This window comes from Pyxidicoccus caerfyrddinensis, from assembly GCF_010894405.1.
Taxonomy (GTDB): Bacteria; Myxococcota; Myxococcia; order Myxococcales; family Myxococcaceae; genus Myxococcus; species Myxococcus caerfyrddinensis.
Window position 1 is genome coordinate 129,834 of record NZ_JAAIYA010000005.1, and the last position, 23,355, is coordinate 153,188.

At 70.2% G+C, this 23,355-nt stretch carries 14 protein-coding genes; 7 read left to right on the top strand and 7 right to left on the bottom strand.

Annotated elements, in window-relative coordinates; translation table 11 throughout:
- Positions 1-44: 44 nt before the first annotated feature.
- Positions 45-1,784 carry a bifunctional metallophosphatase/5'-nucleotidase gene (locus tag G4D86_RS13430; RefSeq protein WP_163993461.1) on the top strand — a complete coding sequence of 580 codons (1,740 nt, stop codon included), beginning with the start codon at positions 45-47 and terminating at the stop codon, positions 1,782-1,784.
- A gap of 53 nt (positions 1,785-1,837) precedes the next feature.
- On the opposite strand, the gene roxA is transcribed toward G4D86_RS13430, so the two are convergent.
- Positions 1,838-3,862, bottom strand: coding sequence for a rubber dioxygenase RoxA (gene roxA, locus G4D86_RS13435; protein ID WP_163993463.1), 2,025 nt, complete (start codon positions 3,860-3,862; stop codon positions 1,838-1,840).
- A 347-nt stretch (positions 3,863-4,209) separates the two neighbouring features.
- Here roxA and G4D86_RS13440 point away from each other — a divergent pair, with 347 nt between their 5' ends.
- The 3 genes from G4D86_RS13440 to G4D86_RS13450 all read left to right on the top strand — a co-directional run bounded on the left by G4D86_RS13440 (position 4,210) and on the right by G4D86_RS13450 (position 9,088).
- Positions 4,210-4,809: a hypothetical protein gene (locus tag G4D86_RS13440; RefSeq protein WP_163993465.1), complete on the top strand. Its 600-nt coding sequence runs from the start codon at positions 4,210-4,212 to the stop codon at positions 4,807-4,809.
- Between the two features lie 31 nt (positions 4,810-4,840).
- Positions 4,841-8,323 carry a CHAT domain-containing tetratricopeptide repeat protein gene (locus tag G4D86_RS13445; protein ID WP_163993467.1) on the top strand — a complete coding sequence of 1,161 codons (3,483 nt, stop codon included), beginning with the start codon at positions 4,841-4,843 and terminating at the stop codon, positions 8,321-8,323.
- Between the two features lie 99 nt (positions 8,324-8,422).
- Positions 8,423-9,088, top strand: a complete 666-nt coding sequence (locus G4D86_RS13450) for a GNAT family N-acetyltransferase (protein WP_163993469.1) — start codon at positions 8,423-8,425, stop codon at positions 9,086-9,088.
- Positions 9,089-9,560: 472 nt separating this feature from the next.
- Here the strand turns inward: G4D86_RS13450 and G4D86_RS13455 are convergent, their stop codons facing one another.
- Positions 9,561-11,048 (bottom strand): hypothetical protein, encoded by a 1,488-nt coding sequence (locus G4D86_RS13455; RefSeq protein WP_240360226.1) that lies wholly within the window; start codon positions 11,046-11,048, stop codon positions 9,561-9,563.
- A gap of 145 nt (positions 11,049-11,193) precedes the next feature.
- Here G4D86_RS13455 and G4D86_RS13460 point away from each other — a divergent pair, with 145 nt between their 5' ends.
- The gene (locus G4D86_RS13460; protein WP_163993471.1) at positions 11,194-12,639 is read left to right on the top strand and encodes an alkaline phosphatase D family protein; all 1,446 of its coding nucleotides are present in this window, start codon (positions 11,194-11,196) and stop codon (positions 12,637-12,639) included.
- Positions 12,640-12,646: 7 nt separating this feature from the next.
- Here G4D86_RS13460 and G4D86_RS13465 read toward each other — a convergent pair whose 3' ends face one another.
- From G4D86_RS13465 to G4D86_RS13475, 3 genes are all read right to left on the bottom strand, one after another.
- On the bottom strand, positions 12,647-13,375 hold the full coding sequence (locus G4D86_RS13465) for a head GIN domain-containing protein (protein ID WP_163993473.1): 729 nt from the start codon (positions 13,373-13,375) through the stop codon (positions 12,647-12,649).
- 85 nt (positions 13,376-13,460) lie between these two features.
- Positions 13,461-16,838: a protein kinase domain-containing protein gene (locus G4D86_RS53775; RefSeq protein ID WP_163993475.1), complete on the bottom strand. Its 3,378-nt coding sequence runs from the start codon at positions 16,836-16,838 to the stop codon at positions 13,461-13,463.
- A 1,132-nt stretch (positions 16,839-17,970) separates the two neighbouring features.
- Entirely contained in the window at positions 17,971-18,180 is a 210-nt protein-coding gene (locus G4D86_RS13475) for a hypothetical protein (RefSeq protein ID WP_163993477.1), read from the bottom strand.
- 147 nt (positions 18,181-18,327) lie between these two features.
- Here G4D86_RS13475 and G4D86_RS13480 point away from each other — a divergent pair, with 147 nt between their 5' ends.
- Positions 18,328-20,220 (top strand): ribonuclease R family protein, encoded by a 1,893-nt coding sequence (locus G4D86_RS13480; RefSeq protein WP_163993479.1) that lies wholly within the window; start codon positions 18,328-18,330, stop codon positions 20,218-20,220.
- Between the two features lie 82 nt (positions 20,221-20,302).
- Here the strand turns inward: G4D86_RS13480 and G4D86_RS13485 are convergent, their stop codons facing one another.
- Both G4D86_RS13485 and G4D86_RS13490 read right to left on the bottom strand, forming a co-directional pair.
- Positions 20,303-21,025, bottom strand: a complete 723-nt coding sequence (locus G4D86_RS13485; RefSeq protein WP_163993481.1) for a hypothetical protein — start codon at positions 21,023-21,025, stop codon at positions 20,303-20,305.
- Positions 21,026-21,114: 89 nt separating this feature from the next.
- The gene (locus G4D86_RS13490; protein WP_163993483.1) at positions 21,115-21,609 is read right to left on the bottom strand and encodes a YkgJ family cysteine cluster protein; all 495 of its coding nucleotides are present in this window, start codon (positions 21,607-21,609) and stop codon (positions 21,115-21,117) included.
- A 132-nt stretch (positions 21,610-21,741) separates the two neighbouring features.
- On the opposite strand from G4D86_RS13490, the gene G4D86_RS13495 reads away from it, so the two are divergent.
- Positions 21,742-23,310, top strand: coding sequence for a Kelch repeat-containing protein (locus G4D86_RS13495; protein ID WP_163993485.1), 1,569 nt, complete (start codon positions 21,742-21,744; stop codon positions 23,308-23,310).
- The last annotated feature ends 45 nt before the right edge of the window (positions 23,311-23,355 follow it).

Below are 23,355 nucleotides of genomic sequence, written 5' to 3' on the forward strand. Positions count from 1 at the left end.
CTGCATCATTTTCCGCCTCGCCGGCTCATCTCCTGAAACCCACTATGAAAATCCCCATCCCTGCCAGCGAGAGCCCGCGGAGCAGCCGCCGCGCCTTCAAGTTCCTCGGCGCCTTCTTCACCAGCGCCATGCTCCTGACCCAGCCCGGCTGCGGCGAGGAGGAGCCCGAGCCTGAGCCCGAACCCGCGGAGCCGATTCGCGTCCAGGTGCTGGCCTTCAATGACTTTCACGGCAACCTGGAGACCCCCTCGGGCAGCACCGGCCGCATCCGCGTGCCTGCCACGGATGGCGGCACCGCCGTGGATGTGCCCGCCGGTGGCGCGGCCTACCTGGCCCACCACATCCAGGCGCTGCGGCAGGACAACCCCAAGAACACGGTGGTCGTCTCGGCGGGAGACCTCATCGGTGCCTCGCCGCTGGTCTCCGGCATCTTCCACGACGAGCCCACCATCGAAGTGATGAACATGATGGGGCTGGACCTCAACTCCGTGGGCAACCACGAGTTCGACGAAGGCTTCACCGAGCTGCTGCGCATGCAGAGCGGCGGCTGCCACCCGGTGGACGGGTGCCAGGCGGGCGCGAGCTTCCCCGGCGCGAGCTTCAAGTTCCTCTCGGCCAACGTGTTCACCGACGTGGCCACCCGGAAGACGCTGTTCCCGGCCTACAACATCCGCGAGTTCGAGGGGGCGAAGGTCGCCTTCATCGGGATGACGCTGAAAGGCACGCCGCTCATCGTCAGCCCCACGGGCATGTCGGGGCTCACCTTCCAGGACGAGGCGGACACCGTCAATGCCCTCATCCCCGAGCTGAAGCAGCAGGGCGTGGAGGCCATCGTGGTGGTCATCCACGAGGGCGGCCTCCCGACGGGCTCGTTCAATGAGTGCCCGGGCCTCTCCGGCCCCATCAAGGACATCGTCGAGCGGCTCGACGACGAGGTGGACGTGGTCGCCTCCGGCCACACGCACCAGGCCTACAACTGCCTCATCGACGGCAAGCGCGTCACCAGCGCGGCCAGCAATGGGCGCCTGATCACCGACATCGACCTGGTGCTGGACCCCACCACTCATGACGTGGTGGAGGCGACCGCCCGCAACGTCATCGTCACGCGTGAGACCGCGCATGCCCCGGTGGACGCCTACGTGAAGGGGCTCGTCAGCAGGGTCGCGCCCCTGAGGGACAAGGTCATCGGCTACACCGAGAGTGGGCTGGCGGCCCCCGTGCGGCCCCTCCCGGCGGGTGCCTCGGGGGAGTCCACGCTGGGCAACGCCGTGGCGGACGGGATGCTGGCGGCCACGCGCGGCGAGCGGACCGGCGGGGCCGTCATCGCCTTCCAGAACGCGGGCGGTGTGCGCGCGGACATCAACGCGGGGGACATCACCTACGGCGAGGTCTTTGCCGTCCAGCCCTTCGCCAACAACATGGTGACGCTGACCGTCACCGGCGCGCAGATCGAGACGCTGCTGGAGCAGCAGTTCCAGCCGGGAGACACCTCCATCATCCAGGTGTCGCAGGGCTTCGCCTACAGCTGGAGCGCGTCGGCGCCGGCGGGAAACAAGGTGGACCCGGCGTCCATCACCCTCAACGGCACGCCCCTCAGCCCGACGGCGAACTACCGCGTCACCGTGAACAACTTCATGGCCGCCGGCGGTGACAGCTACACGGTGCTCACCCAGGGGAAGGACCCGCTCACGGGCCCCATCGACCTCGACGTACTCGAGGCCTACACGCGCGCCAACAACCCGCTGCCCACGCCGCAGTTGGGCCGCATCACCGTCATTCCGTAACGCGAGGTGGAGCGCGGGGAAGGGCGGCGGGAATCGAACCCGCCGCCCGGCCCTTAGAGCGTCTTCATGTACTCGATGAGGGCCCAGCGCTCGCTGTCGGTGAGCGACTGGGTGAAGTCATGCCCGCCGTTGCCCAGGCCGTACAGGTACGAGTTGAAAATCATTCGCGAGCGAATCTGCTTCGCGGTGATGGGCGGCGGCGTCTGGTACAGCAGCGAGTTGTAGTTGGCGGCGAGGTTGGCGATGTTCGCGAAGAGGATGTCGGGCGTCGCCATCTCCTGGCTGCAGGGGATGAACGGGTCATTGGCCGGGACGTCGCCGCAGGCCAGGGGCGTCACCTTCCAGCCGAGCTTCGCGAAGTCATACGACGCGAAGCTCGCGTCGTAGCCGGCGTTGGTCCCCAGCCCGTTGGCGGAGGTCTGCAGGCGCTTCCACACCTTCCGGCGGTCCGACGGCTTCAGCACCTCCCAGAGGGTGGGCACGCTGCCGTTGTGGAAGAAGGGCGCGGAGGCCCACGCGCCGTAGAGCGGCGGCGCGACGTAGCCGAACGGGTTGATCCACTCGTTCGGCCCCAGGGGTGAGTAGACGGGCCCGGTGCCATTGTCGTACGCACTGCGCGGCACGCGGCGCAGCGCGCTGGAGATGGGGTCGTCGTAGAAGGGACCGTGGTTGGGGGCCTCGTCGTTGTAGGCGAGGAAGGACGTGTTCCACGTCTTGCGCTTGCGCTCGTCCGCCATCAGCTGCACGCGCGCCGGGTCCGTCCGGATGGTCTCAATGGGCGTGATGACGCCAGCGATGCCCTTGAGCCGGGGGTCGGGGAGGAACGCCGGGTTCGCGGCATGGCGTGGCGAGTAGACGCCGTGGCAGCTCGCACAGGAGCCGTTGCCCGGCGTCTTCGGAATGCCGGCATTGGCGCCGTTCGCCCAGAGGTCCCGCTCGTGGAAGAGGATGGCGCCCTGCTCGGCGAGCGCGGTGTCGATGGGCTTGGAGTAGACGGGCGGCGAGAGCGAGATGAAGAAGTTGTCGTTGTCGTCGAACTCGGCGGTCAGCGCGCGGCGCTCTTGCGCCGTGCGGCCCAGGTTCGCGATTCCGAACGCCATCTCCGAGCGGACGTTGTCCGAGGTGAGCGCGCCGTCCCAGAACTGGCGCGTCTTGAACGCGCGGTACCACCAGTTGGGCGCGCGGGACATGCCTCCCGCGTGGGTGGGGAAATATTCGAGCAGGCTCGGCACGAGCGCGAGCGAGTCCATGTCGAAGATGGCGGGCAGCAGGTCGACGATGCCGATGGCGTCACTCGAGCCGCGGCCCACGCTCCAGGGCACGGGCGTGAGCAAGAGCGGCGTCTCCCAGACGGTGGAGCGGAAGAAGTCGGACTGGATGAGGCCCGCATCCACCGCGTCATTCGTACGGCCCCACGCGAAGCCCGCCTCCTGCTCGGTGCCGAAGCGCGAGTCGTGGCAGCCCGAGCAGTTCGAGGCAATCTTCCCCGTGAAGCGCCCGTTCGTGTCCCGCTCCTGCACCATGCCCAGCGGGAGCTGGCCGCTGCCACCATTGGTGAGGTTGGGGTTCTCCCACGGCATCGGATAGGGATTGCGGAAGGGCGCCTTCGACAGCCCGTAGCGCTTGATGACCTGCTCGTCGAAGTCGGCGGGGCGCAGGAGGTAGCCCCAGAGCCTGAAGAGGTTGTAGTAGGCGAGCGAGTCGCTGAAGGGCTGGAAGTAGGCGCGCGTCTCGATGTTCGAGCGGCCCCGGGCCACGCTCGCGCGGAACTCGCCGCACGTCTGGGGATTGGGTGCCAGCGTCGAGACGAACGGCGCTGGCGGGGTGTGGAGGTCCACCCAGTACGCGTTGAACTGCACCGCGGCCCCGGGCTTGTTGACGCCCGGCACCACCAGCGTGCGCGGGTCCACCGGCAACGGAGTGGAGTCCGGCTTCCCCTGGCACGCCGCCGAGAACGGCGAGCGGAGGGCCGTCGTTTCCAGCAACGGCAGCGGGTCCGCCGCGGCCGCCTGGGAAACGCCCATGGCGAGGGTGAGGCAACCCGAAAACGCCCACCTACGGTTCCATCGCAGTCTCATGCGCGCAGCCCTCCATCGGTTATTGGCACTGTGCCAATAACGCGATTCGTAGGCTCCTGGGAGGGCACCCACAATACGCAGCGCGTCATGCCGGGCCGCGGGGTGTTGAGCCTCGGGCCGGCTGCCGTGGGTTTCGTGCATCGATTTCCCCCACGTCGGCTCATTCAATTTCGAGGGGGACGGACTCGGCTCCGCGAAGCCAGCCCGGAACAGAGCGAGCGACCAGGCCCTTGGACGGGCCACGCTCGGCTTCCTCAACGGCACGGCGCGGGATTAGCGACTGCGGGTCGTCACTTTCTGGTCTTCAAAGCCAGGCCATGACCCCCAGCCAGATGCGACAGAGCGCAATGACGGACGCCATCGAGGTCAGAGTCATGTCGAGCCGGGAAGAGCTCGACACCTACCGAAGGGTGTTGTTCGACGTCTACATCCAGGAACCGGGCTGGAATTTCAGTCCGACGAATCCCTCCGGAATCAGGGTCGCGGGGCAGCGGCTGTTGGATGACCGGGATGGCATCGCCACCTGCCTCGGTGTCTTCAGTCAGGGCAGCCTGGTCGGGGGCGCCAGGCTCTGCGGGAGGTATCAGGGCCGATTCGAAATCCATGGCTACCAACCCCATCGGGACCTGTCCTGCCTCGACATTCCCAATCTCATCGAGGGGAACAGGGTCGTCCTGCTCCCGGGGTTCAGGGGCGGCGGCGCCTTCAAGTTGTTGATCTGGTCCGTGCTCGAGTTCTGCAAGAACAACCACTTGTTGTTTTTTGGAGCCCCCAGCGCGCCGTCCGTGATGCGCCTCTTTTCAGACATCGGGATGCCGGCGGTCGAGGGCTTCAGGTTCAAGTTCGAACCCCAGGACCCGGCGGAGGCGCAGCTGTACCTCGCGAACTCAGAGGAGGTGTTGGGCACCGTCCTCGAGAATCTGGGTCGACGCATCCGCGGGCGGTGAGGGCGCGAGGGAGAAAGTCGAAGGAGCCAACATGCGGCAGGTTCGCGGGTGGATGGTGGTGTTGTTGGTGGTGTGCTGTGCGGCCGGAGCGGCGAACGGGGAAGCGCCACCGGACACGCGGCTGCAGGAGGCGCAGACCGCCTTCGATGAAGCGAGCTCACTCTGGGACGCGGGCAGGTATGCCGACGCCATGGCGAGGGGTGAGCATGCGCTGGGGCTGCGGGAGGCGGTGCTCGGGGGCACACACCCGGAGGTCGCCCGGGGTCTGGACTGGCTCGGTGCTCATCACCTGCTTCAGGGGAACCTTGTTCAAGCCGAGTCGTTGCTTCTGCGTGCGCTGGCCATCCAGGAAGCGGCCCTCGACAAGAACCACCCGGATATCGCTCAAACGCTCACCCACCTCGCCAACGTCTACATGGTCGAAACGTCATACAAGCGAGCCGAGCCGCTCCATGCGCGTGCGCTGGCCATCCGGCAAGCGGCCTTCGGCGAGAACCATCCCCTCGTTGCCGAGTCGCTCAACAACCTCGCCAACGTCTATTCAGGGCCAGATTCGTCCATTCGCGCCGAGCCGCTCTTGTTGCGCGCGCTGGCCATCAGGGAAGCAGCCCTCGGCAAGAACCACCCGGATGTCGCCGAAACGCTCCACGATCTCGGATTGGTCTACCGATCCCAGCAGTTGTTCTCTCGTGCCGAGCCACGCTACTTGCGCGCGCTGGCCATTCGGGAAACGGCCCTCGGCAAGAACCATCCCCTCGTCGCACACACGCTCGCGGACCTCATCTACGTCTACCAGAGCCAGGGGCTGTCCGTTCGTGCCGAGCCGCTCCAGGCGCGTGCGGTGGCCATTCTGGAAGCAGCCCTCGACAAGAACCCTCCCGACGTCGCGGACCTGCTCCTCAGCGTCGCGTCGTTCTACATTCGCCAGGGGTTGTTCGCTCGTGCCGCGCCGCTTTTCGAACGCAGGGTTGCTCTTCTGGAGGCGGCCCTTGGCAAGAGCCATCTCCTCGTCGCCGATTCGCTCTACCGGCTCGCGGTGGCCTGCCAGTTCCAGGGGTTGTACGGCCGAGCCGAGCCGCTCTTCGAGCGAGTGATGGCCATCCGGCAAGCGGCCTACGGCGAGAACCATCCCCTTGTCGCCGATCCGGTCGTAGCACTCGGCAACCTCTACCTGGCCCAGGGATTGTACGCCCGTGCCGAGCCGCTCTTCTTGCGCGCGCTGGCCATCCGGCAAGCGGCCTACGGAGAGAAACACTACCTCGTCGCCCTAACGCTCGACAGCCTCGGCAGCCTCTACATGGCGCAGGGAGCATACGCTCGCGCCGAGCCGCTCCTGGAACGCGCGTTGGCGACCCTGGAGGCGGTCTCCGGCAAGAGAAACCCCTACGTTGTCAGGCCGCGCAGCAAGCTCGGCCAGCTCTACCTGGCCCAGGGGCTGTACCACCGCGCCGAGCCCTTCCTTCAGCGCGCGCTGGCCATCGCGGAATCAGCCTATGGCAGGAATGATCCCGACGTCGCCGACCCGCTGCACGACCTGGCCGACCTCTACTCGGCTCAGGGGTTGTACAGACAAGCCCGGCCGCTCTACGAGCGCGCGCTCGCCATTCGGGGAGCGACTGCCGGCAGCAACCATCACCGCAACGCGGAAACGCTCAACCGCCTTGCCATGGTCCATCTGGCGCGGCATCGCCTCGCCGAAGCCCTGCCGTTGCTCACGCGCGCCTTCGCCATCTCCGAGCAGCGTCTGCGCCAGGAGGCACTCGGCTTCTCGGAGGTGCACCTGGCCCGCTTCCTCCAGCTTCTACGCACCGACGAGGAGCGGCTCTATGCACTGCTGCGCACCCATCCTGAAGACGCCAACGTCAGACGCCTGGCCCTCAGCGCGGCCCTGCTCCTCAAAGGCCGCTCCGTGGAGGAGAGTGCTGAAATCTCCCGCACCATCTACCGGAGCCTGGGCGCGCAGGACCGCGACGCCTTCGGACGGCTGAGAGGGTTGCGCACCCAGCTGGCCCAGTTGTCACTCCAGGGGCCCGGCTCGCTTCCGCCCGCGGCCTACCAACAGCGTTTCAAAGAGCTCTCCGAGCAGGGCACTGCCCTCGAAGCCGACCTGGCCCGGCGCTCCGCACCGCTGCGCGCGCTGACCGCGCTGCCGTCTCCCGCGGACATCGTTGCTCGGGTCGCCGAGGCACTGCACGAGGACGGTGCCCTCGTCGAGTTCATCAGCTACGAGGACCGCCCGCTCGTGCCCAGGCGCGGTACGCCCGAGTCCAAGCGCCCCAGCCAGCTGCGCTACCTGGCGCTGGTACTCCTTCCAGACGCGACCATTCGCACGCTGGACCTGGGCCCGGCCGAGCCCATCGACCTTGCCGCCTCGGGTCTGCGAGACGCCCTGGCCAACCAGGACGCTGCCTTCGAGGCCAGGGCTCGGTCCGTCTACCAGCTCGTGTTCCAACCTCTGCTTCCGCTGCTGGGAAAGACGCGCCGCCTCTTCCTCGCACCGGATGGCCAGCTGGCCCTGGTGCCCTTCGCCGCCCTGCACGACGGGAAGCAGTTCCTCGTGGAGTCCTTCGACTTCACCTACCTCACCTCCGGCAAGGACCTGCTGCCCCGCTCCCAGGAGAAGGCCCCGGCTGACTCCGTCGTCGTCCTCGCCGACCCGGCCTTCGGTGCCCCGCTGCAAGCACCCGCTGCCTCCACGGAAGAGGCTTCAGCGGCGGCCGAGCGCTCCGTTTCCATGGAGCGTTTCTTCTCCGAGCTGCGAGAGAGCCCGACGCAAAGAGCCTGGGACGTCGTTTCGCTGCCGGGCACCCGCAAGGAGGCGGAGAGCATTCAACGCCTGCTTCCCCAGGCCCGGCTCTTCCTGGGCCCCGAGGCCACCAAGGAGCGGCTGTTGCACCTGCCGCCCCCTGGCATCCTGCATCTGGCGACGCACGGCTTCTTCTTACAGGACGCCCCCGTTCCCACGGGCTCCCGCTCCGTTGTCTCCTTTGGTTCGCTGGGTGATGGCACTCCCGCCTCGCTGCCACCGGACCCCCTGCTGCGCTCCGGCCTCATCTTCGCGGGGGCGCGCGCCCCGGCCCCTGGCGACGCCAGCCCCCACCCGTCCCCGCCCGAGAACGCGCTGGCGACGGCCCTGGAGCTGGCCGGCCTCAACCTGTGGGGCACCCAGCTGGTGGTGCTGTCCGCGTGCGATACGGGACGAGGGGACGTCAAGCCGGGCCAGGGCGTCTACGGGCTGCGCCGAGCGCTCGTGGTGGCCGGAGCAGAGACGGTGGTGATGAGTCTGTGGAAGGTGAAGGACGACACCACGCAGCATCTGATGGAGGCCTACTACCGCAACCTGCTCGAGGGGATGGGGAGAGCCACCGCCCTGCGCGAGGCCATGCGCTGGCTGCGTGCCACGAAGCCCCATCCCCACTACTGGGCACCCTTCATCGCGCTGGGCAAAGACGCCCCCCTCCACGCACTGGCACCCCACTCGCGGGAGCCACCGGCGCCGCAGCGGCGGCCTTGAGGGGAAGGTGGCCTCGGAGGCGGAAGGCGACCGCCGATTTCCTGCATCATTTTCCTGCTCATCGGCTCATCCAACAACAAGTACCGAAAGGGGATGGGGATGATGACCAAGGCATCTTCCTTGGCGGGCAACGCTCAGCTACCCAGCAGGATGCGGCAGGGCGCAGGGACAGACTCCGTTGAGGTCATGGTCATCAAGAGCCGGGAAGAGCTCGACGATTACCGAAGGCTGCTTTTCGACGTCTACATCAACGAGCTGGGCTGGAAGTTCAGTCCGACGAATCCTTCCGGAATCCGGGTCGCTGAGCATCGGCTGTTGGATGACCGGGATGGCATCGCCACCTGCCTGGGCGTCTTCAGTCAGGGCAGATTGGTCGGGGGCGCCAGGCTCTGCGGGAGATATCAGGGTCGATTCGAAATCCATGGTTACCAACCCCATCGCGACCTGTCCTGCCTCGACATTCCCCATCTTGTCGAGGCGAGCAGGGCCGTCCTGCTCCCGAGGTTCAGGGGCGGCGACGTCTTCATGTCGTTGGTCCGGGCTGTGTTTGAATTCTGCAAGAACAACCACTTGTTTGTTTTTACCGTCCCAAGCGTGCCGTCCGTGATGCGCCTCTACTCCAGCATCGGGATGCCGGCGGTCGAGGGCTGCAGATTCAAGTTCGAGCCCGAGGACCCAGCGGAGGCGCAGCTGTTCCTCGTTGATTCAGAGGAGGTGCTGGGCACCGTCCTCAAGAATCTGGGTCAACTCCTCCATGGGGGTTGAGGGGAATGGGATGGGGCCTTGCCCCGGGCGTGGGCAGGCGAGCGTGCCGCAAAATGGGGCGTGCCCACCCCATGCAGCGCGTCAGCCCGGCCTCTCGGGGGGACGTGGGTGCCATGAGCCCCATGCAAAGTGCCTGCCCGTACCGGAGGTGAACCCGAATCGGCTGCGGGTCGGTCCAGGCATCCAGCCTGTCACGACACCCCCCGGGGGAACGACCCTGCGGGTGGACAGAGCCGGCGCAGCCGATATTCTTCGGCCCGCGAAGCGTTGAAGCTGTGGAGGTATTCCACGGTGCCCACGCGCAGGCCGCCCGGGATGCACCCCCTTGGTCCCGGCTCTCGCGTGGAAGGAGTGCGGTTGCCCGGACGACCTTGGAGGTCCGGCGTGCGGCGGCTCCGTTGCATCGTGGGGGGCCTGCTCGGGCCCCGGGGGGCATGTATCCCGGGGCCCGAGAGTCCTCGTTTCCCTCTCGCTAATGCTGCTCGCCGGAGGCCCGCGCCGGCTGCGCCCCCGCCGCGAAGGACAGCAGGTACGCAGGCTCGTCGCGCGTGGTCAGCTCCAGCAATTCCTCCGTCAGCGAGTGCAGCGGCCACCGCGCCAGCTCCGTCTTCTGGAACTCCTTGATGGCCGCCTCCAGCGCCTCAATCTGCGCGAGCGCCAGCTTCCGGCCGATTTCCTCCTCCATGTCCTGCGTGCCGGCGCGGATGAGCTGCAGGCCGTTCATGCGCTCCGCCAGCGTCGGCTGCTCCAGCATGCGCGAGCCGATGTCCCGGTTGATGCGGCCCAGCCGCTTCACGCCCTCGGGGGGCAGCTCGCCCCGCGTGCCCACGTTGCGCGTGCGCAGCACCCACGAGCCCCGCTCCATCACGCTGCGCGCCGCCGCGGTCATGGCCATGGCGCTGGCGTCCGGTGCCCCCGCGTCCTTCAGCACCTTGCGCGCGTGCTGGTACAGGTCCGCGAAGGAGTTCTCCCGCCACGCCGGCAGCGCGGCCAGCTTCTCCAGCGCGGCCAGCTCCGCGGCGCTCAGCACCGAGCCCTGCTCCGTGTCACCCAGCAGCAACAGCAACTGCAGCTGCATGGAGCGCGGGTGCGCCGCGGCCAGCTTCACCAGCGTGTCGTGGAACACCTTCCGGGCCTCCGCGTGCGAGGACTCGGGCAGCGCGTCCCCGCGCAGCGCGTCCATCACCGCCAGGTAGAGGGCCGGGTCTTCCAGCTTCGGCACCTGCGACAGCAGGAAGAGGCCCTTCTCGGCGTCCAGCTTCCGCGCGCCCAGCGCCAGCATCAGCTTCGCCTCGTCCGAGGTGGCGCGCTTCCATGCGGCCTGCTCCGCCTCCGCGTCGGTCGGGTCGGGCGGCAGGGGCGTGGCGCCCGGCAGCAGCCGGCTCTTCTGGAAGTCGGGTCGGCCCAGGGCCACCCACGCCTCGCGGAAGGCCTGCTGCCAGGAGGTGCCCGGGGTGCGCCGCAGCTCGCGCAGCCGCTGGAGCAGCTTCAACTCCCTGCTGCCCGGCGCGGCGTCCTCCAGCTTCTCCAGCGCGTCGCCGGCCTCCGCGTCGTTGCCCGCCTCCAGGGCCAGGCACGCCTGGACGAAGAGGGCGGGGGCGTGCTCCGGCGCCAGCTTCAGCGCCTCGGCCAGTGCGGCGCGCGCCGTGGCCGCGTCCCCGGTGGCGGCGGCGCGCGCCGCGCGGTCCGTGTGGCGCAGGACTTCCACGGGGGCCGGTAGCGCCGCCGATTGGGGGCCCTTCGCCTCGTGGTCGTGGCCGTGCCCCTCTCCCGCCCGCGAGTGCGCGCCGGGACGGCCTCCCCAGAGGACGAAGGCCGCCGCCGCGAGTGCCACCACCATGCCGCCGAGTCCGAAGAGCAGCGGCTTGCGACGGTGGGACGGGCCGGTGGGGGAAGAGGGCGGAGCGGGCGTCGGGTCCTTCATCGGGCGTTCATCTCCGGAGGGCTGGGGGAGGCGCATTCCAGCCTTCCAGGGGAAGCAGGGCAAGCCGGGTCGCGTCGTGGAGGCGTTATCGGCTGCACCCCTGCCTCCGCGAGCGATTGACGCAGCGTGCGCGCTGCTCCGGAATCCGCTCTGGAAGGCGGGGGACAGGAGGCCCCACCCCATGGCGCTCGTGTTCCCCGTCCACCCGGTGACGGTGGGCCCCATCGTCGGGTCCACCACCGACACGTCCGTGCGCCTGTGGGGGCGGGGCGAGCCCCCTCGCCCGCCGGGCGGCCGCTACTGCTACGGCATCGCCCAGATTCTCACGGCCGGGTCCACCACGCCCGCCCAGGGGGCCTACTTCAAGCTGCGCGCCGAGGACGACTTCACCGGCAGTGTCGACTTCGACGGCCTCCAGCCCGCGCACGCGTACGCGTACCGCATGGGCTACTTCTTCTCCGACGTGGAGGAGCACCTGCTGGTGCCGCCGGTGGGGCTGGAGCTGCAAGGGGCCACGGCCGGGGCCTTCCGCTCCGCCCGGCCTCCGGGCAGCCCGGAGCTGTCCTTCGTCTTCGGCTCATGCCGCAGCCCGGGCCCGTCCGAGGAGGAAATCGCCGGCCTGGGCAACCGCGGCGACCGCATCTTCAACACCATCTACGAGCAGGCGGACAGCACGCCCACCGATTTGCTCCTCATGGTGGGGGACCAAATTTACGCGGACGTGCGCCGCGACGCGCGCACCTTCGAGGAGTACTGCGCCACGTACCGGGAAGCCTTCACCCAGCCGGGCCTGCGCAGGCTGATGGCGCGGGTGCCCACGTACATGACGCTGGACGACCACGAGGTCGCCGACAACTGGTCCATGGACAAGCTGGTGGACCCGGGGCTGAGCAACGAGACGCGCTGGGCGAACCGGGTGCGCTTCTTCGCGGCGATGGAGGCGTACCGCGCCTACCAGGTGGTGCACGGGCCGGCGCTGGAGCGGCGCGACGTGCCGGGACTCACCAACACGCTGACGCGCTACTGGTACGACTTCCAGGTGGGGCCCGCGCGCTTCTTCGTGCTCGACACGCGCACGGAGCGCTACCACCGGGCCCGGCCGCCGCAAATCATCGGCCCGCCGCAGCTGGACGCGCTGAAGCACTGGCTGACGAAGGACCCGGGCGGGCTGAAGTTCGTGGTGTCCTCGGTGCCGCTCTTTCCAGACGTGAAGCTGGCGGGCATGGCGGCGGTGGAGCGCCACGACAAGTGGGCGGGCTTCCTGCTCCAGCGCCAGCACCTGCTGGACTTCATCCGCGACAACGGCGTGCGGCGCGTGGTGTTCCTCTCCGGAGACATCCACGCGTCGCTGTGGAGCGAGCTGCGCAGCACGTCGCGGCCCGACTTCCGCCTCTACTCCGTCATCTCGTCCGCCTTCGCCGCGCCGGCCTTCGTGCCGCCGGAGTTCATGTACGAGCAGGCCGGCGTCCTCGACGGGCAGTCGGACTACGCCATCACCCGGCACGGCGGCTACGTGCAGCTGAGCAACTTCACGCGCCTCACCTGGAAGGAGCCGGTGCTGCGCGTGGAGGTGTTCGAGCGCAAGGGCGCGCGCGTCCAGGACGCGGAGCTGCGCCTGGACGCGTGAGCTTGAGTCAGTCCTTGTAGGTGACGCGGGAGCCGCCGCTGGTGTCCACGTCGCTCTTGTTCGGGCGGGACACGAGGCGGATGGTGCTGCCGCCGGAGGCATCACCGGAGACGCGCTCGGAGACGTCCGCCTCCACGCGCGAGCCGCCGCTGGCCTCGGCCTCCAGCTCCTTCAGGCCCTTCACGTCGAAGGCGAGGACCTCGGCGCCGCCGCTGGCCTCGGCGTCCATCTCCTGCGCGCGGCCGGACAGCTTCACGCGCGAGCCGCCGCTGGCCTCGGCGTCCACCTTGCGCGCATCCACGCCGCGCACGGTGAGGACGGCGCCGCCGCTGGCCTCGGCGGTGAACTCATCGGTCTCGGTGGCCTCGGCTTCGACGTGGCTGCCGCCGCTGGCGCCCACGGCGAGCACCTTGGGGCTGGTGACGTAGAGGTGCACCTTGCCGCCGCGGAAGTTGCTGAAGAGGCCATCTCGCTCGACCTCCGTGACGAGCGTCCCGTCCTCCACCTTGAGCTTCACGCGGGCCACCAGGTCCGACGGGCCTTCGAGGCGTACGGACTTGGGACCGACCTTCACCTCGGCCTGGATGCCGTGGCTCACGGCCACGCTGTGGAAGTCGGGCACGTCGCGGGACTCGCCCTTCTGGGCGGAGGCGTCGTTCTTCTGCGCCTCCTGGGCATGGGCACAGGCGGCGAGCGCGAGGAAGGAGACGAGGAAGGAGATGCGGGCGGTCTTCATGGGGCACGCTCCAAAGGAACCGGGGCCCGACACGGGCCCGTCATGCCCGGGGGTACGGACGGCGCGTGAGACCGATTGCATCCGCCTACTGGCGGGAGAGCATCTCCAGGGGGATGCGGACGGCGGTGGTCTCCCCGGGCTTGATTTCCACCGGGAGCTTGAGCGCCTTTCCATTGCCGTCCACCAGCTTCAGGACCTGCTTGCCGGAGGGCAGCTTCACCTTGAAGAGCGGGGTGTCCCCCAGCTCGCGGCTGCCGAGGAAGACCTTGGCGTAGGGCTCGGTGACCAGGGTGAGGAAGCCGGGCTCGGCCGCCTGGGCGCTGTCCGAGTCGGTGGAGGCCGCCGGCGCATCCGTGCCCGTGCCCGCCACGTCCCGGGGCTCGGGCTTCTTGGGCGAGGTGTCCCGGGTGCGCTTGGGGCTCCGGGAGGGCTTCTTCGGCGCGGGGGCGTCGTCGGCGCGGGGGCCGTCGTCCTGCGCCACGGCCTGGGGTTCCGCGGGCTTCGTCTCCGCGTCCGTGTCCGTGTCGGCCGTGTCCACCGCGGTGGCAGGGTCCACCGGGCGGGTGCCGGGATTGGCATTCGCGACGGGGGCCGGGCTGGAGCCCGGCGCGGGAGTGGGGCCGGAGCCTGGCGCCGTGGCTGGAGCGTTCGGGCCGGCGGCCACGGTCGGCTTCGCGGGAGGGGTGCCTTGGGTGGTGGCCGGAGGGGGCGGAGTGCCACCCTTCACTTCCAGGCCGAGCATGGGCTTCACCCAGGCGGAGACCCGTCCCCCGTCCAGGCCCAGAATCACCACCACGGCGCCACCGCCGAGCAGCAGCAGCACCGCGATGATGGCCATCATCGCGCCGCCGCGTTGCTCGCGGCGAGGGGCGCGCATGCCACTCTGGGTGTTCTCGTGCGCGTCCTCGTCATCGAGCGCCGCGCCCTCCAGGTCCCCGGGGAAGACGTCCTCGTTGGAGCTGAGGGCGCGGACCGCTTCCGTGCGGATCTCCGGCTCCGGGAAGGAAGGAGGAGGGGGCGGCTGGCGGCGCCGGCTCGACTTGATTCGGCGCGGGGTGTGCGCGGGCGTGATGGAGACGGTCTCCTCGCGGCGCTCCGGTTGCGCGCGAGCCCGCTGCCCTTCGCGCTCGGCGGAGGACTGCGGACGGGCCGTCGCGGCCTGGGCTTCGCGCTCGACGTGAGGCGAGGACGGACGGGGCGACGCCTGGGCCTCGCGCTCGACCGGAAGTCCCGAGCGCCCCATGGCTGGAGGTGCTTCGCGCTCCGAGGGAGGCGGGGGCGGACGCGATGCCGCCTGTGCTTCACGTTCTGACGGAGGCGGCGGGGGGCGCGATGCTGGCTGCACTTCGCGCTCGGCGTGCGGCTGACGGGATGGCGCCTGTGCCTCGCGCTCGGCATGCGGCTGACGGGACTGCCCCTCGCGCTCCGACGGAGTCTGGCGCGCCGTGGCCTGAGCCTCACGCTCCGAGGCAGGCATGCGGGACGGAGTCAGTGCCTCACGCTCCAACGGCGGTGCGGGCGGGCGCGCCGTGGGTGGAGCCTCACGCTCCGAGGGAGGCGCGGGAGGCCGGACCATCGCCGTCTGCAGGTCGCGCTCCACGGGCGCGGCGGGAGGCCGGACCATCGCCGTCTGCAGGTCGCGCTCCACGGGCGCGGCGGGAGGCCGGACCATCGCGGTCTGCAGGTCGCGCTCCATGGGCGCGGTGGGGGGACGGACCATCGCCGTCTGCAGGTCGCGCTCGGCCCCTGCCGCATTCGGGCGCACCATCGCCGTCTGCGCATCGCGCTCGGGGGTCGGCGGGGTGAGGGCCGGAGTGATGCGCAGGTTGTCCAGCGTGCCGCGCCCGGAGCGAGCCCGCGCCGGCTCCTCCGCGCCGCGAGCGGGAGCCTCCGGCGGTGCCACCGCGCGCATCCCCTCCACGGTGCCGCGAGGGTTGCGGGGCGCACGCACCGGTTCGTCCTGGAGCGTCGAGGGCTCCGCCGTCACGCCGCCGCGCTGGGCCGACCGCGAGGAGTTGTCCTCGGCCGCGGAGTGCGGCGCGGTGATTTGCTGCGCGCGGACGGTGTGCTCCGGCATCAGCGCGGGGCGTCCCGGCTGGGTGCGGGCGCCCGACTGCTCGTGCACGGGGGGCGACACCGGCTCGGAGGGAGGCGGGGTCGGTCGGGTGACTTCCCCGGACATGGTGCGCGCGGCCCCGCGCTTCTGCGCCGCCGCGGGCGGGGCCTTGCGCACCGTGCCCACCTCGGCGGGAGGCGGAGGCAGCGCGGGCGCCGACACCGTGGGCCGCCGGACCGCGGGCGCGCCCTGCGCCGGAGTGACGGGCTTCGCCGGCGCCGCGCCCTTCACCGTGGGCACCGCCACCGAGGGCCGCTGGGGCACCGGAGCCGGCACGTTGGCGGCACCCGTGGGCAGCTCGGCGGGCTCCGCGCCCATGGCCAGCACGCGCGCGAGGTTCAGCTCGCCCGTCGCGTCCGCGGTGATGGCCTGTCCGGCCATGAGCAGCTGCCGCGTCTGCTCGCGCCGGTCGGAGAAGAGGCGGAGCATCAGCTCGCTGCTCTGCTCGGGGTGCCAGATGAGCGGGCCCACCGCGCGCTCCAGGGCGCGGGCGAACTCCAGCGTGGTGGCGTAGCGGTCCTCGCGCTTGCGCGACAGCGCGCGCATCACGATGGCGTCCAGCTCCGGCGGCACCTGCTTGTTGGTGCGAGACGGCGGCGTCACCTCGCACTTCAGCACCGCGTTCATCATCGCCTCGGCCTGCTTCGCGTAGAACAACCGCATGCCGGTGAGGCACTCGTGCAGCACCACGCCCAGGCTGAACAAGTCACTGCGAGCATCCAGCGGCTCGCCCATGATCTGCTCCGGGGACATGTAGCCGCTGGTGCCCTTCACCATGCCCACGGCGGTGCGGCTGGCGCGGGCCAGGCTCTTGGCGATGCCGAAGTCGAGCAGCTTGGTGACGCCCTCGTACGTCACCATGATGTTCTTCTCGGCCACGTCGCGGTGGATGACGGGCGAGGGGTGACCCAGCGGGTCCGTGAAGGTGTGCGCGTAGTGGAGCGCCACGGCGGTGTCGCGCACCGCCATCAGGCTGTAGCCCAGGGGGATGGGGTGGTTGGCCTGCCGGCACGCCCGGGCCACCTCCACCAGCGTGGCGCCCGGCACGAACTCCATGGACAGGAACAGCTCGCCGTCCGCGATGTCCAGGTCGTACACCTGGGCGATGTGCGGGTGGTTGAACGCGGCCGTCACCTTGGCCTCGTCCAGGAACATCCGGACGAACTCCTCCTCGCCACGGATGTCGGGGAGGATCTGCTTCAGCACCACGAGCTTGCGGAAACCCGCGAGTCCTCGCTGGGACGCGAGGAAGATCTCCGCCATCCCGCCCGTGGACAGGCGGCAGAGCACCTCGTACTTGCCCAGCGAGCGCGCATCCGGCGCGAGCGGCAGCGTGTTCCCACTCATCGGAATCCGCCGAATCTACACTCTCAGCCGGACGGACGCGAAAGCCCGGCCCCCGCCGGTCTGATACAAGACTCCACGACTTCCTGGGATGGTCTGAATTGAAGCGCCATTCAGGTAGGGAATCGTGCGCGGAACCGGCCCCGGGCCGGGGGGCGTCGGGGAGGGCTGGCGGGGAGGGAAGGCCTGAGCCGTTCCGCGGGGACGACCTGGTGGGTCCGGTGGGCGCCAGGGCCGTTTGGCCGCGGGGGCTACGTGTCCGGCTGGCAGACCCAGGGCCGTTCCGGCTTCTTTCCCTGCTGGCAGCGATAGCCATTGGCGCAGGTGTTGGGGCCTTGGGGGTCACAGCTGGGGAGGCAGTGCCAGCGGTCGCAGGTGAAGCCGGTGGGGCAGGGAGGTTGGTCGGGGCCGCACCGCTCCACGCACTCCGTCCATACCTTGCCGGGGTGAGAGGTCGAGGTGGAGTCTTCGCACTCGCGGTCATCGGGGCAGGGTGATTGCTGACAGTGGGGCCCGTAGACCACCGCGCACTGGGACGCACCGTTGTCGTGGCGGATGCAGTGCTGGCCGTCAGGGCACCCGCGTGTCTCGCACGTCGGCAGGCAGATGGGCTCGGGCGTCAGTCCCGCGCAGAAAAAACCTTCCGGGCAGCTCGTGGCACCATCCCAATTGCAGGGACGGCCGCACCACTCCTGGCGGCTGCCACCACAGTGCAGGCCTGGCTCACAGGCATATTCCGGGTCAGGCGCGAGCTCGATGCATCCTTCTCCTTCCTTGCGCACTCCCAGCGGGATGCAGAAGCGCACCAGGGGCCCCCCACCGAGGGTGTTCAAGCCGCGGCAGATGGACCCCTCCGGACACTGCGCATCCGTCATGCATTGGCTGTCGGTGCAGTAGTGCTTGAAGACGCGCACGTCCTGGAGGCAGCCCATGGGGGCTTCACAGTCGGAGCTTTGCTGGCAGCGCCGATGGTAGGTCATTCGCTGCCGACGCTCCTCGAAGGAGAGCACCGGACTGACTCGTGGGTCTTCCGAGAGGAGCGGGCGCGAGGGTGGATTCAGGCTGAGGCCCAGCAGCATGAACGGCACCGGCAGGAACCAGCCGATGACGAGCCCGAGGAAGACGTGTCGTCTTGTCAGCCGCACTTCTCGCGACACTCCTTGCTGTGCTCCTTGCCCTCACAGAACTCTCGCTGGTCATCCAGCGAGCAGCCCTTCTCGTCGATGCGCTCCTCCAGGTCCTCCCGAGCCGCCTGGTCCGCGGCGCCTCCACGGCCATAGGTTCCCGGGCAGCCCGTCAGGACCGCCAGCAGCGACACGTCCACGCACACGGTTCGCCAACGCATTCGCGGTCCCCCCGGCGAAAAGCAGGCCGCTCAAAAGTAGCAGGCCCCCGGGACCGACACTTTCCGCGCACATCCGCCCCTCGTTCTCCCGTGGACACGCTCCACCGGGCACGAAGTGGGCTAAGACGCGCCTCAAGGCTCACTCAAATGGATACCTCCGCTTCCCCTCGCACCGTCACCGGTCGCATCGACGTCCACCCTCGCGGCTTCGGCTTCCTCACCGTGCAGTCCGCCGGTTCGCTTGAAGTCCTGTCCGCCTTCATTCCTCCCCCGGACCTCAACCCCTTCTTCGCCGGAGACATCGTCACCGCCACCGTGACGGCGGCGGCCGACGGGCGCTGGACGGCGAGCGGCCTGTCGCTCGTGGAGCGCCCGCGCACCGTGGTCTACGGCGAAGTGGTGCTGCGCAAGGGCACGCCCTTCCTGCGCGTGGACCGCGAGGTGGCCAACGCGGACTGGGCGCTCGACACCGCCGGCACGCAGTTGGCATTCGGCGACGCGGTGGTTGCGCGCATCGCCGAGGGCAAGCTCGTCCTCCTCTACCGCGTGGAGCCCGGTGAGGACCGCTCGCTGGAGCGCATCATCGCGCGGCACGGCCTGCGCAAGTCCTTCCCCGCCGAGGCGCTCGACGAAGCCCGCCGCGCCCGCGCGGTGCCGCATGCGCTCGGTGCCCGTCGGGACTTGCGCTCCATCCCCACGGTGACGGTGGATGCGCCGTCCACGCGAGACATCGACGACGCCATCTCCGTGCTGCCCGCGGGGCCGGACGGCGCTCTGCGCCTGCTGGTCTCCATCGCGGACGTGAGCGAGTACGTGACGGAGGGCACGCCGCTGGACCTGGAAGCGCGCGAGCGGGCCACCAGCGTGTACCTCGCCGGGCGCGTGCTGCCGATGCTGCCGGAGGAGTTGTCCTCGCACTGGCTCAGCCTGGTGCCGGGCGAGGAGCGGCTGTGCCTCACGGTGGAGCTGCGCATCGACCCGCAGGGGCGGGTGACGGCGGCGGACGTGTACGAGAGCATCATCCGCTCGTGGGCGCGGCTGAACTACGACGAGACGGCCGCCTTCCTCGACCGGGGCGAGGTGTCCCCGGCCATGGAGCCGGTGAAGGACGTGATGCCGTGGTTCCGCCTCGCGGCGGCGCGGCTGGCGGTGGCGCGGGCGGCGCGTGGTGGCATGGAGTTCGCTCGCGAGGAGGCGCGCTTCACCTTCGACGAGCAGGGCGAGTTGTCCGGCCTGGTGAGCGAGCGGCTCACGTCGGCGCACGGGATGATTGAGCGCTTCATGGTGGCGGCGAACGAGGCCATCGCCACGTGGCTGCTCGCGCGCGGCGTGCCGGGCGTGTTCCGCGTGCACGAGCAGCCGGACCCGCTGCGGGTGGCGGACCTGAATGCCTTCGCTGAGACGTCGGGCTTCGCTGCGGGCTTCGGGCGCGAGCTGACGCCGCTGGCACTGGCCGCGTTCGACCGGCAGATTGCTGGCGCGGCGGCGGAGGCGGCGCTGCGCTCGGTGTTGCGGCGCTCGCTGGGCCCGTCGCGCTACACGGTGAAGCCGCTGCCGCACTTCGGGCTCGCGGCGCCGCTGTACCTGCACTTCACGTCGCCGATTCGCCGGTATGCGGACCTCGCGGTGCACCGCACGCTGAAGGCGTACCTGCGAGGCCGGCGCGACTTCGTGGACATGGACCCGGCGGTGGAGGAAGTCGCGGTGCACATCAACGCGAAGGCACGCGCGTCCGCCCGGGCGGAGACGGACCGGCACCGCGAGCTGGAGGCGCGGTGGATGGCGGCGCGCGTGGGTCAGCAGTTCCCCGCGCGTGTGACGCGGGTGAAGCCGTTCGGCCTGGTGGCGCAGCTCGATGGAATGCTGGTGGAGGGCGTGGTGCCCTCGGACGGGCTGCCCGGAGGCCCCTTCCGTCCCGACGCGCGCGAGCTGTCGCTGGTGGGCAAGGAGCGGACCTTCACCGTCGGCATGCCGGTGACGGTGAAGGTGGCGTCCACGGACGAGCAGCTCGGGCGCGTGGAGCTGGCGCTGGTGCAGTAACCGGCTGACGCCTCACGGCGGTTGGCACACCAGGCATGAGCTCCGTGCTCACTCACGGAGTCCGCGCCTGGACCGATACGGTTCAACCGGCGAGGGGCAGGCCCTCGGTCTTTCCCGTCAGGTCCTTCGTGGTGGCCCAGCCGAGCAGCCCGCTGGCGGACTTCACGAGGTACAGGTACTCGCCCGGAGCGCCCGTGGGCGCGGCGGCCAGCACCTGAATCTTGGAGCCCTGCGCCAGCGTGGCGACGGCGGTCTTGTCGGTGCGGCTGCGCGCGAGCGGGAAGGACTGCTTCACGGTGGCCTCGACGCCGACGGCGTACAGCTCCTGGGGCACCTCGATGACCTTGCCCGCCTTGTCGAGGGCGTACTTGTCGCGCCGGTTCCAGAAGCCCTGCCATGAGTCGGACAGGATGATGCCGTTGCCCTTGGCCTCGGTGAGCGCGGGGACGTTGCCCACGGCCTTCAGTGCCTTGCCGTCGAAGGCGTAGAGGTGCTGCTGCTTGTCGTAGTCCGTCTGGCCGGTGGTGACGGCGAGCTCCTTGCGCTTGTCGCCGCTGTCGATGTCGACCACGACGAAGCCGGGGGGCGCGTTGCCGTCCGTCCCGCCGCGAATGGTGGCGCTGCCGGCCTTGAGGACGAACTCGTCCTTCTTCTCGTCCCACGTCAGGGAGATGGCCTCCGGCTTGCCGTCACCATTCAGGTCCACCGAGGCGGAGTTCATCGGCTCCCCATCGCCCGCGAGCACGGGGGGCGCGGTGAGCAGGGTGAACGTCATCACGGCCAGGACGGGGGCCTTCGTCTTCATGGTGAGACCTCGAGGTGGCGCGGGGCGCGCGAGCGGATGCGCATCGTAGTCAGGACCGCGGGTGAGGCACGCGGATTCACGGGGCGCGTCTACTCGCGCCGGCCGAAGCGTCCGCGGAAGTGCTTGTCGAGGAAGGCCTCCGCGCGCTCGCGGGCGGCGTGGGCCTGTGGCGGCAGCGGGCCACCGTGCTCCGGTTGCTCCGCGAGGCGGGCACGTTGCATCACGGAGCGGGGCTCACCGGTGGAGGCGGGTGGCAACTCCCGTCCCACGGCGGCTACGAGAGATTGAGCCTCATCCACCACGGCGAGGGCCTCATCGAGGGAGACCTCCTTCTCCGCGAGCGCGGCATAGAGCTGGCAGTGGTAGCGGCGGCAGCTCGCCGGGCGGTCCGCGTAGACGGTGCAGGTGCGCCCCTCCAGGGCCGCGCAGTGCTGCGCGAGCGCCGGGGACCCGTCCGCACGCTGTGTCAGCGAGAGCCCGCGCTGCTGGAGGGCCGTGACTTCCGCCGGCTGCAGCGAGACGTGCGTGAAGAGCGTGCCGTCACAGCACATGCCGCAGCGCAGGCAGAGGGTGGAGAGGGGCAAGCGGGGCCTCGGTTGCTGATGCGTGACGCGGAAGCGGAAGGAGGGACTCCCTACCAACGCTCCTGGGAAGACGCCCCATCAATCCGACCGGGCATGGAGGTGCCTGCCTGCCCCCTGCACTACAGTGCACCCATGCGCGCCGCGCTCCCCATCCTCCTGCTCGCCCTGCTCGTCGCCTGTGAGAAGACGCCCGAGGGCCTCCACGTGGTGGTGTCCGGACCGCTGACGCCCCGCGTGCACTTCGACCGGCTCTCCGTCGTCGCCTCCCTCCCGGACGGCGCGCCCCTCGCCCTGTCCACGCTGGAGGGCGACGCACTGAAGCTCCCCGCCACCTTCAACTTCGAGTCCGGCCCCACCACCCCCGAGGGCACCCGCGTCTCCGTGCGCGCCACCGCGGAGCTCGCCGGAATCGTCCGCTCCACCGCCTCCGGCGAGGCCACGCTCAGCCCCGGCACCGGCTCCACCTTGGAGCTCACCCTCCCGCCCATCTCCGCTCCCCCCGATGCGGGCATGCCCACCGAAGCGTGCGACAACGGCGCGGACGATGACGGTGACGACCTGCGCGACTGCGCGGACCCGGACTGCGACGGCCGGGGCTGCCAGCCCGGCGGCCTCACCTGCTCCAGCGGAGTGTGCAGCTGCGCCAGAACCACCACGGGCATCGTCACCGAGCACCCCGGCTTCACGCGCCGCACCGCACCCCTCGCGCTCGCCCCCTCCGTGGGCCCGTTCGCGGGCCTGCTCCTCGTCACCGGAGGCCGCGACGGCGCCGGCCGTCCCCTCGCCACGGTGGAGACCTTCACTCCCGGCGCCGTTCCCACCGTGCGCGGCGCGCTCTCCGTCGCTCGCGCGGAGGCCGCGGGCCTGGCGCTGGCGGACGGCGGCGTGGTGGTGCTCGGCGGCCTTCGCGTGGACGGCCAGCACGAGGAGACCCTCGAGCGGCTGGAGCCCGACGGTGGCTCCACCGTGAGGTTCTTCTCCCCACCGCTCACCGCGAGCGGTGTCCTCGCCGGAAGGCTCGGCCCGGACGCGGTGCTCGCCGGAGGCCAGCTCGCCCAGCGGCCCCTGCCTCCCACCAGTGACACGGCCGTGCGCGTGAAGCTCGAAAGCCCCGGCTCGGGCGACCAGACCCTCCTCGGCCGTCTCTCGCTGTCCTGTCCCGCTGGCGGCGCCGCGATCGGTGACGCCTTCGTGCTCGTGGGCGGCTGCGCGGGCCGGGGCGCCTCCGCGCGCACGGACGTGGTGGAGCCCTCGGGCCTCATCGGCGTCGGGCCGTCGCTCCCCGTCGCGCTGGAGTCCCCCGCCGTCGTCGAGGTGTCCTCGGGCCGCGCGCTCGTCGTCGGCGGCCGTGAGGCCCTGCCGAGTGGTGGCCTCGCTCCTTCCGCGCGCGTCTTCCTCCTCGAGCGCGCCGGCACCGTGGTGCGCGTGCGCGAGCTCGCCGCCATGGACGTGCCCCGTGCTTCACCTCGCGCGACTCGCGCCGGCAACGGCTGGGTCTACGTCGAGGACCGCGCCGGTGCCGGGCCCGCGTGGTTCGATTCGGCCTCCGAGCGCTTCACTCCCGCCACGCCCGCACCGACACCGCGTACGGGACACACGCTGGTGGGCGGCACCGACGCACGCGTGTTCGCCGTGGGTGGCAGCGGACCCGATGGGGGATTGTCCGACACAGCGCTCGAAGTACAGGTGAGATGTCCATGAAGCAATCCGCCGTGTTGCGAGCGGCGCTTGTGAGACACTCCCAAC

What these genes read in the sequence shown, in the direction of transcription:
- G4D86_RS13460 (WP_163993471.1), top strand. Translation starts at nt 11,194, where the DNA reads ATGGCGCTCGTGTTCCCCGTCCACCCGGTGACGGTGGGCCCCATCGTC.
- roxA (WP_163993463.1), bottom strand. Translation starts at nt 3,862, where the DNA reads ATGAGACTGCGATGGAACCGTAGGTGGGCGTTTTCGGGTTGCCTCACC.
- G4D86_RS13450 (WP_163993469.1), top strand. Translation starts at nt 8,423, where the DNA reads ATGATGACCAAGGCATCTTCCTTGGCGGGCAACGCTCAGCTACCCAGC.
- G4D86_RS13430 (WP_163993461.1), top strand. Translation starts at nt 45, where the DNA reads ATGAAAATCCCCATCCCTGCCAGCGAGAGCCCGCGGAGCAGCCGCCGC.
- G4D86_RS13465 (WP_163993473.1), bottom strand. Translation starts at nt 13,375, where the DNA reads ATGAAGACCGCCCGCATCTCCTTCCTCGTCTCCTTCCTCGCGCTCGCC.
- G4D86_RS13485 (WP_163993481.1), bottom strand. Translation starts at nt 21,025, where the DNA reads ATGAAGACGAAGGCCCCCGTCCTGGCCGTGATGACGTTCACCCTGCTC.
- G4D86_RS13475 (WP_163993477.1), bottom strand. Translation starts at nt 18,180, where the DNA reads ATGCGTTGGCGAACCGTGTGCGTGGACGTGTCGCTGCTGGCGGTCCTG.
- G4D86_RS13440 (WP_163993465.1), top strand. Translation starts at nt 4,210, where the DNA reads ATGACGGACGCCATCGAGGTCAGAGTCATGTCGAGCCGGGAAGAGCTC.
- G4D86_RS13480 (WP_163993479.1), top strand. Translation starts at nt 18,328, where the DNA reads ATGGATACCTCCGCTTCCCCTCGCACCGTCACCGGTCGCATCGACGTC.
- G4D86_RS13495 (WP_163993485.1), top strand. Translation starts at nt 21,742, where the DNA reads ATGCGCGCCGCGCTCCCCATCCTCCTGCTCGCCCTGCTCGTCGCCTGT.
- G4D86_RS13445 (WP_163993467.1), top strand. Translation starts at nt 4,841, where the DNA reads ATGCGGCAGGTTCGCGGGTGGATGGTGGTGTTGTTGGTGGTGTGCTGT.
- G4D86_RS13455 (WP_240360226.1), bottom strand. Translation starts at nt 11,048, where the DNA reads ATGCGCCTCCCCCAGCCCTCCGGAGATGAACGCCCGATGAAGGACCCG.
- G4D86_RS53775 (WP_163993475.1), bottom strand. Translation starts at nt 16,838, where the DNA reads ATGAGTGGGAACACGCTGCCGCTCGCGCCGGATGCGCGCTCGCTGGGC.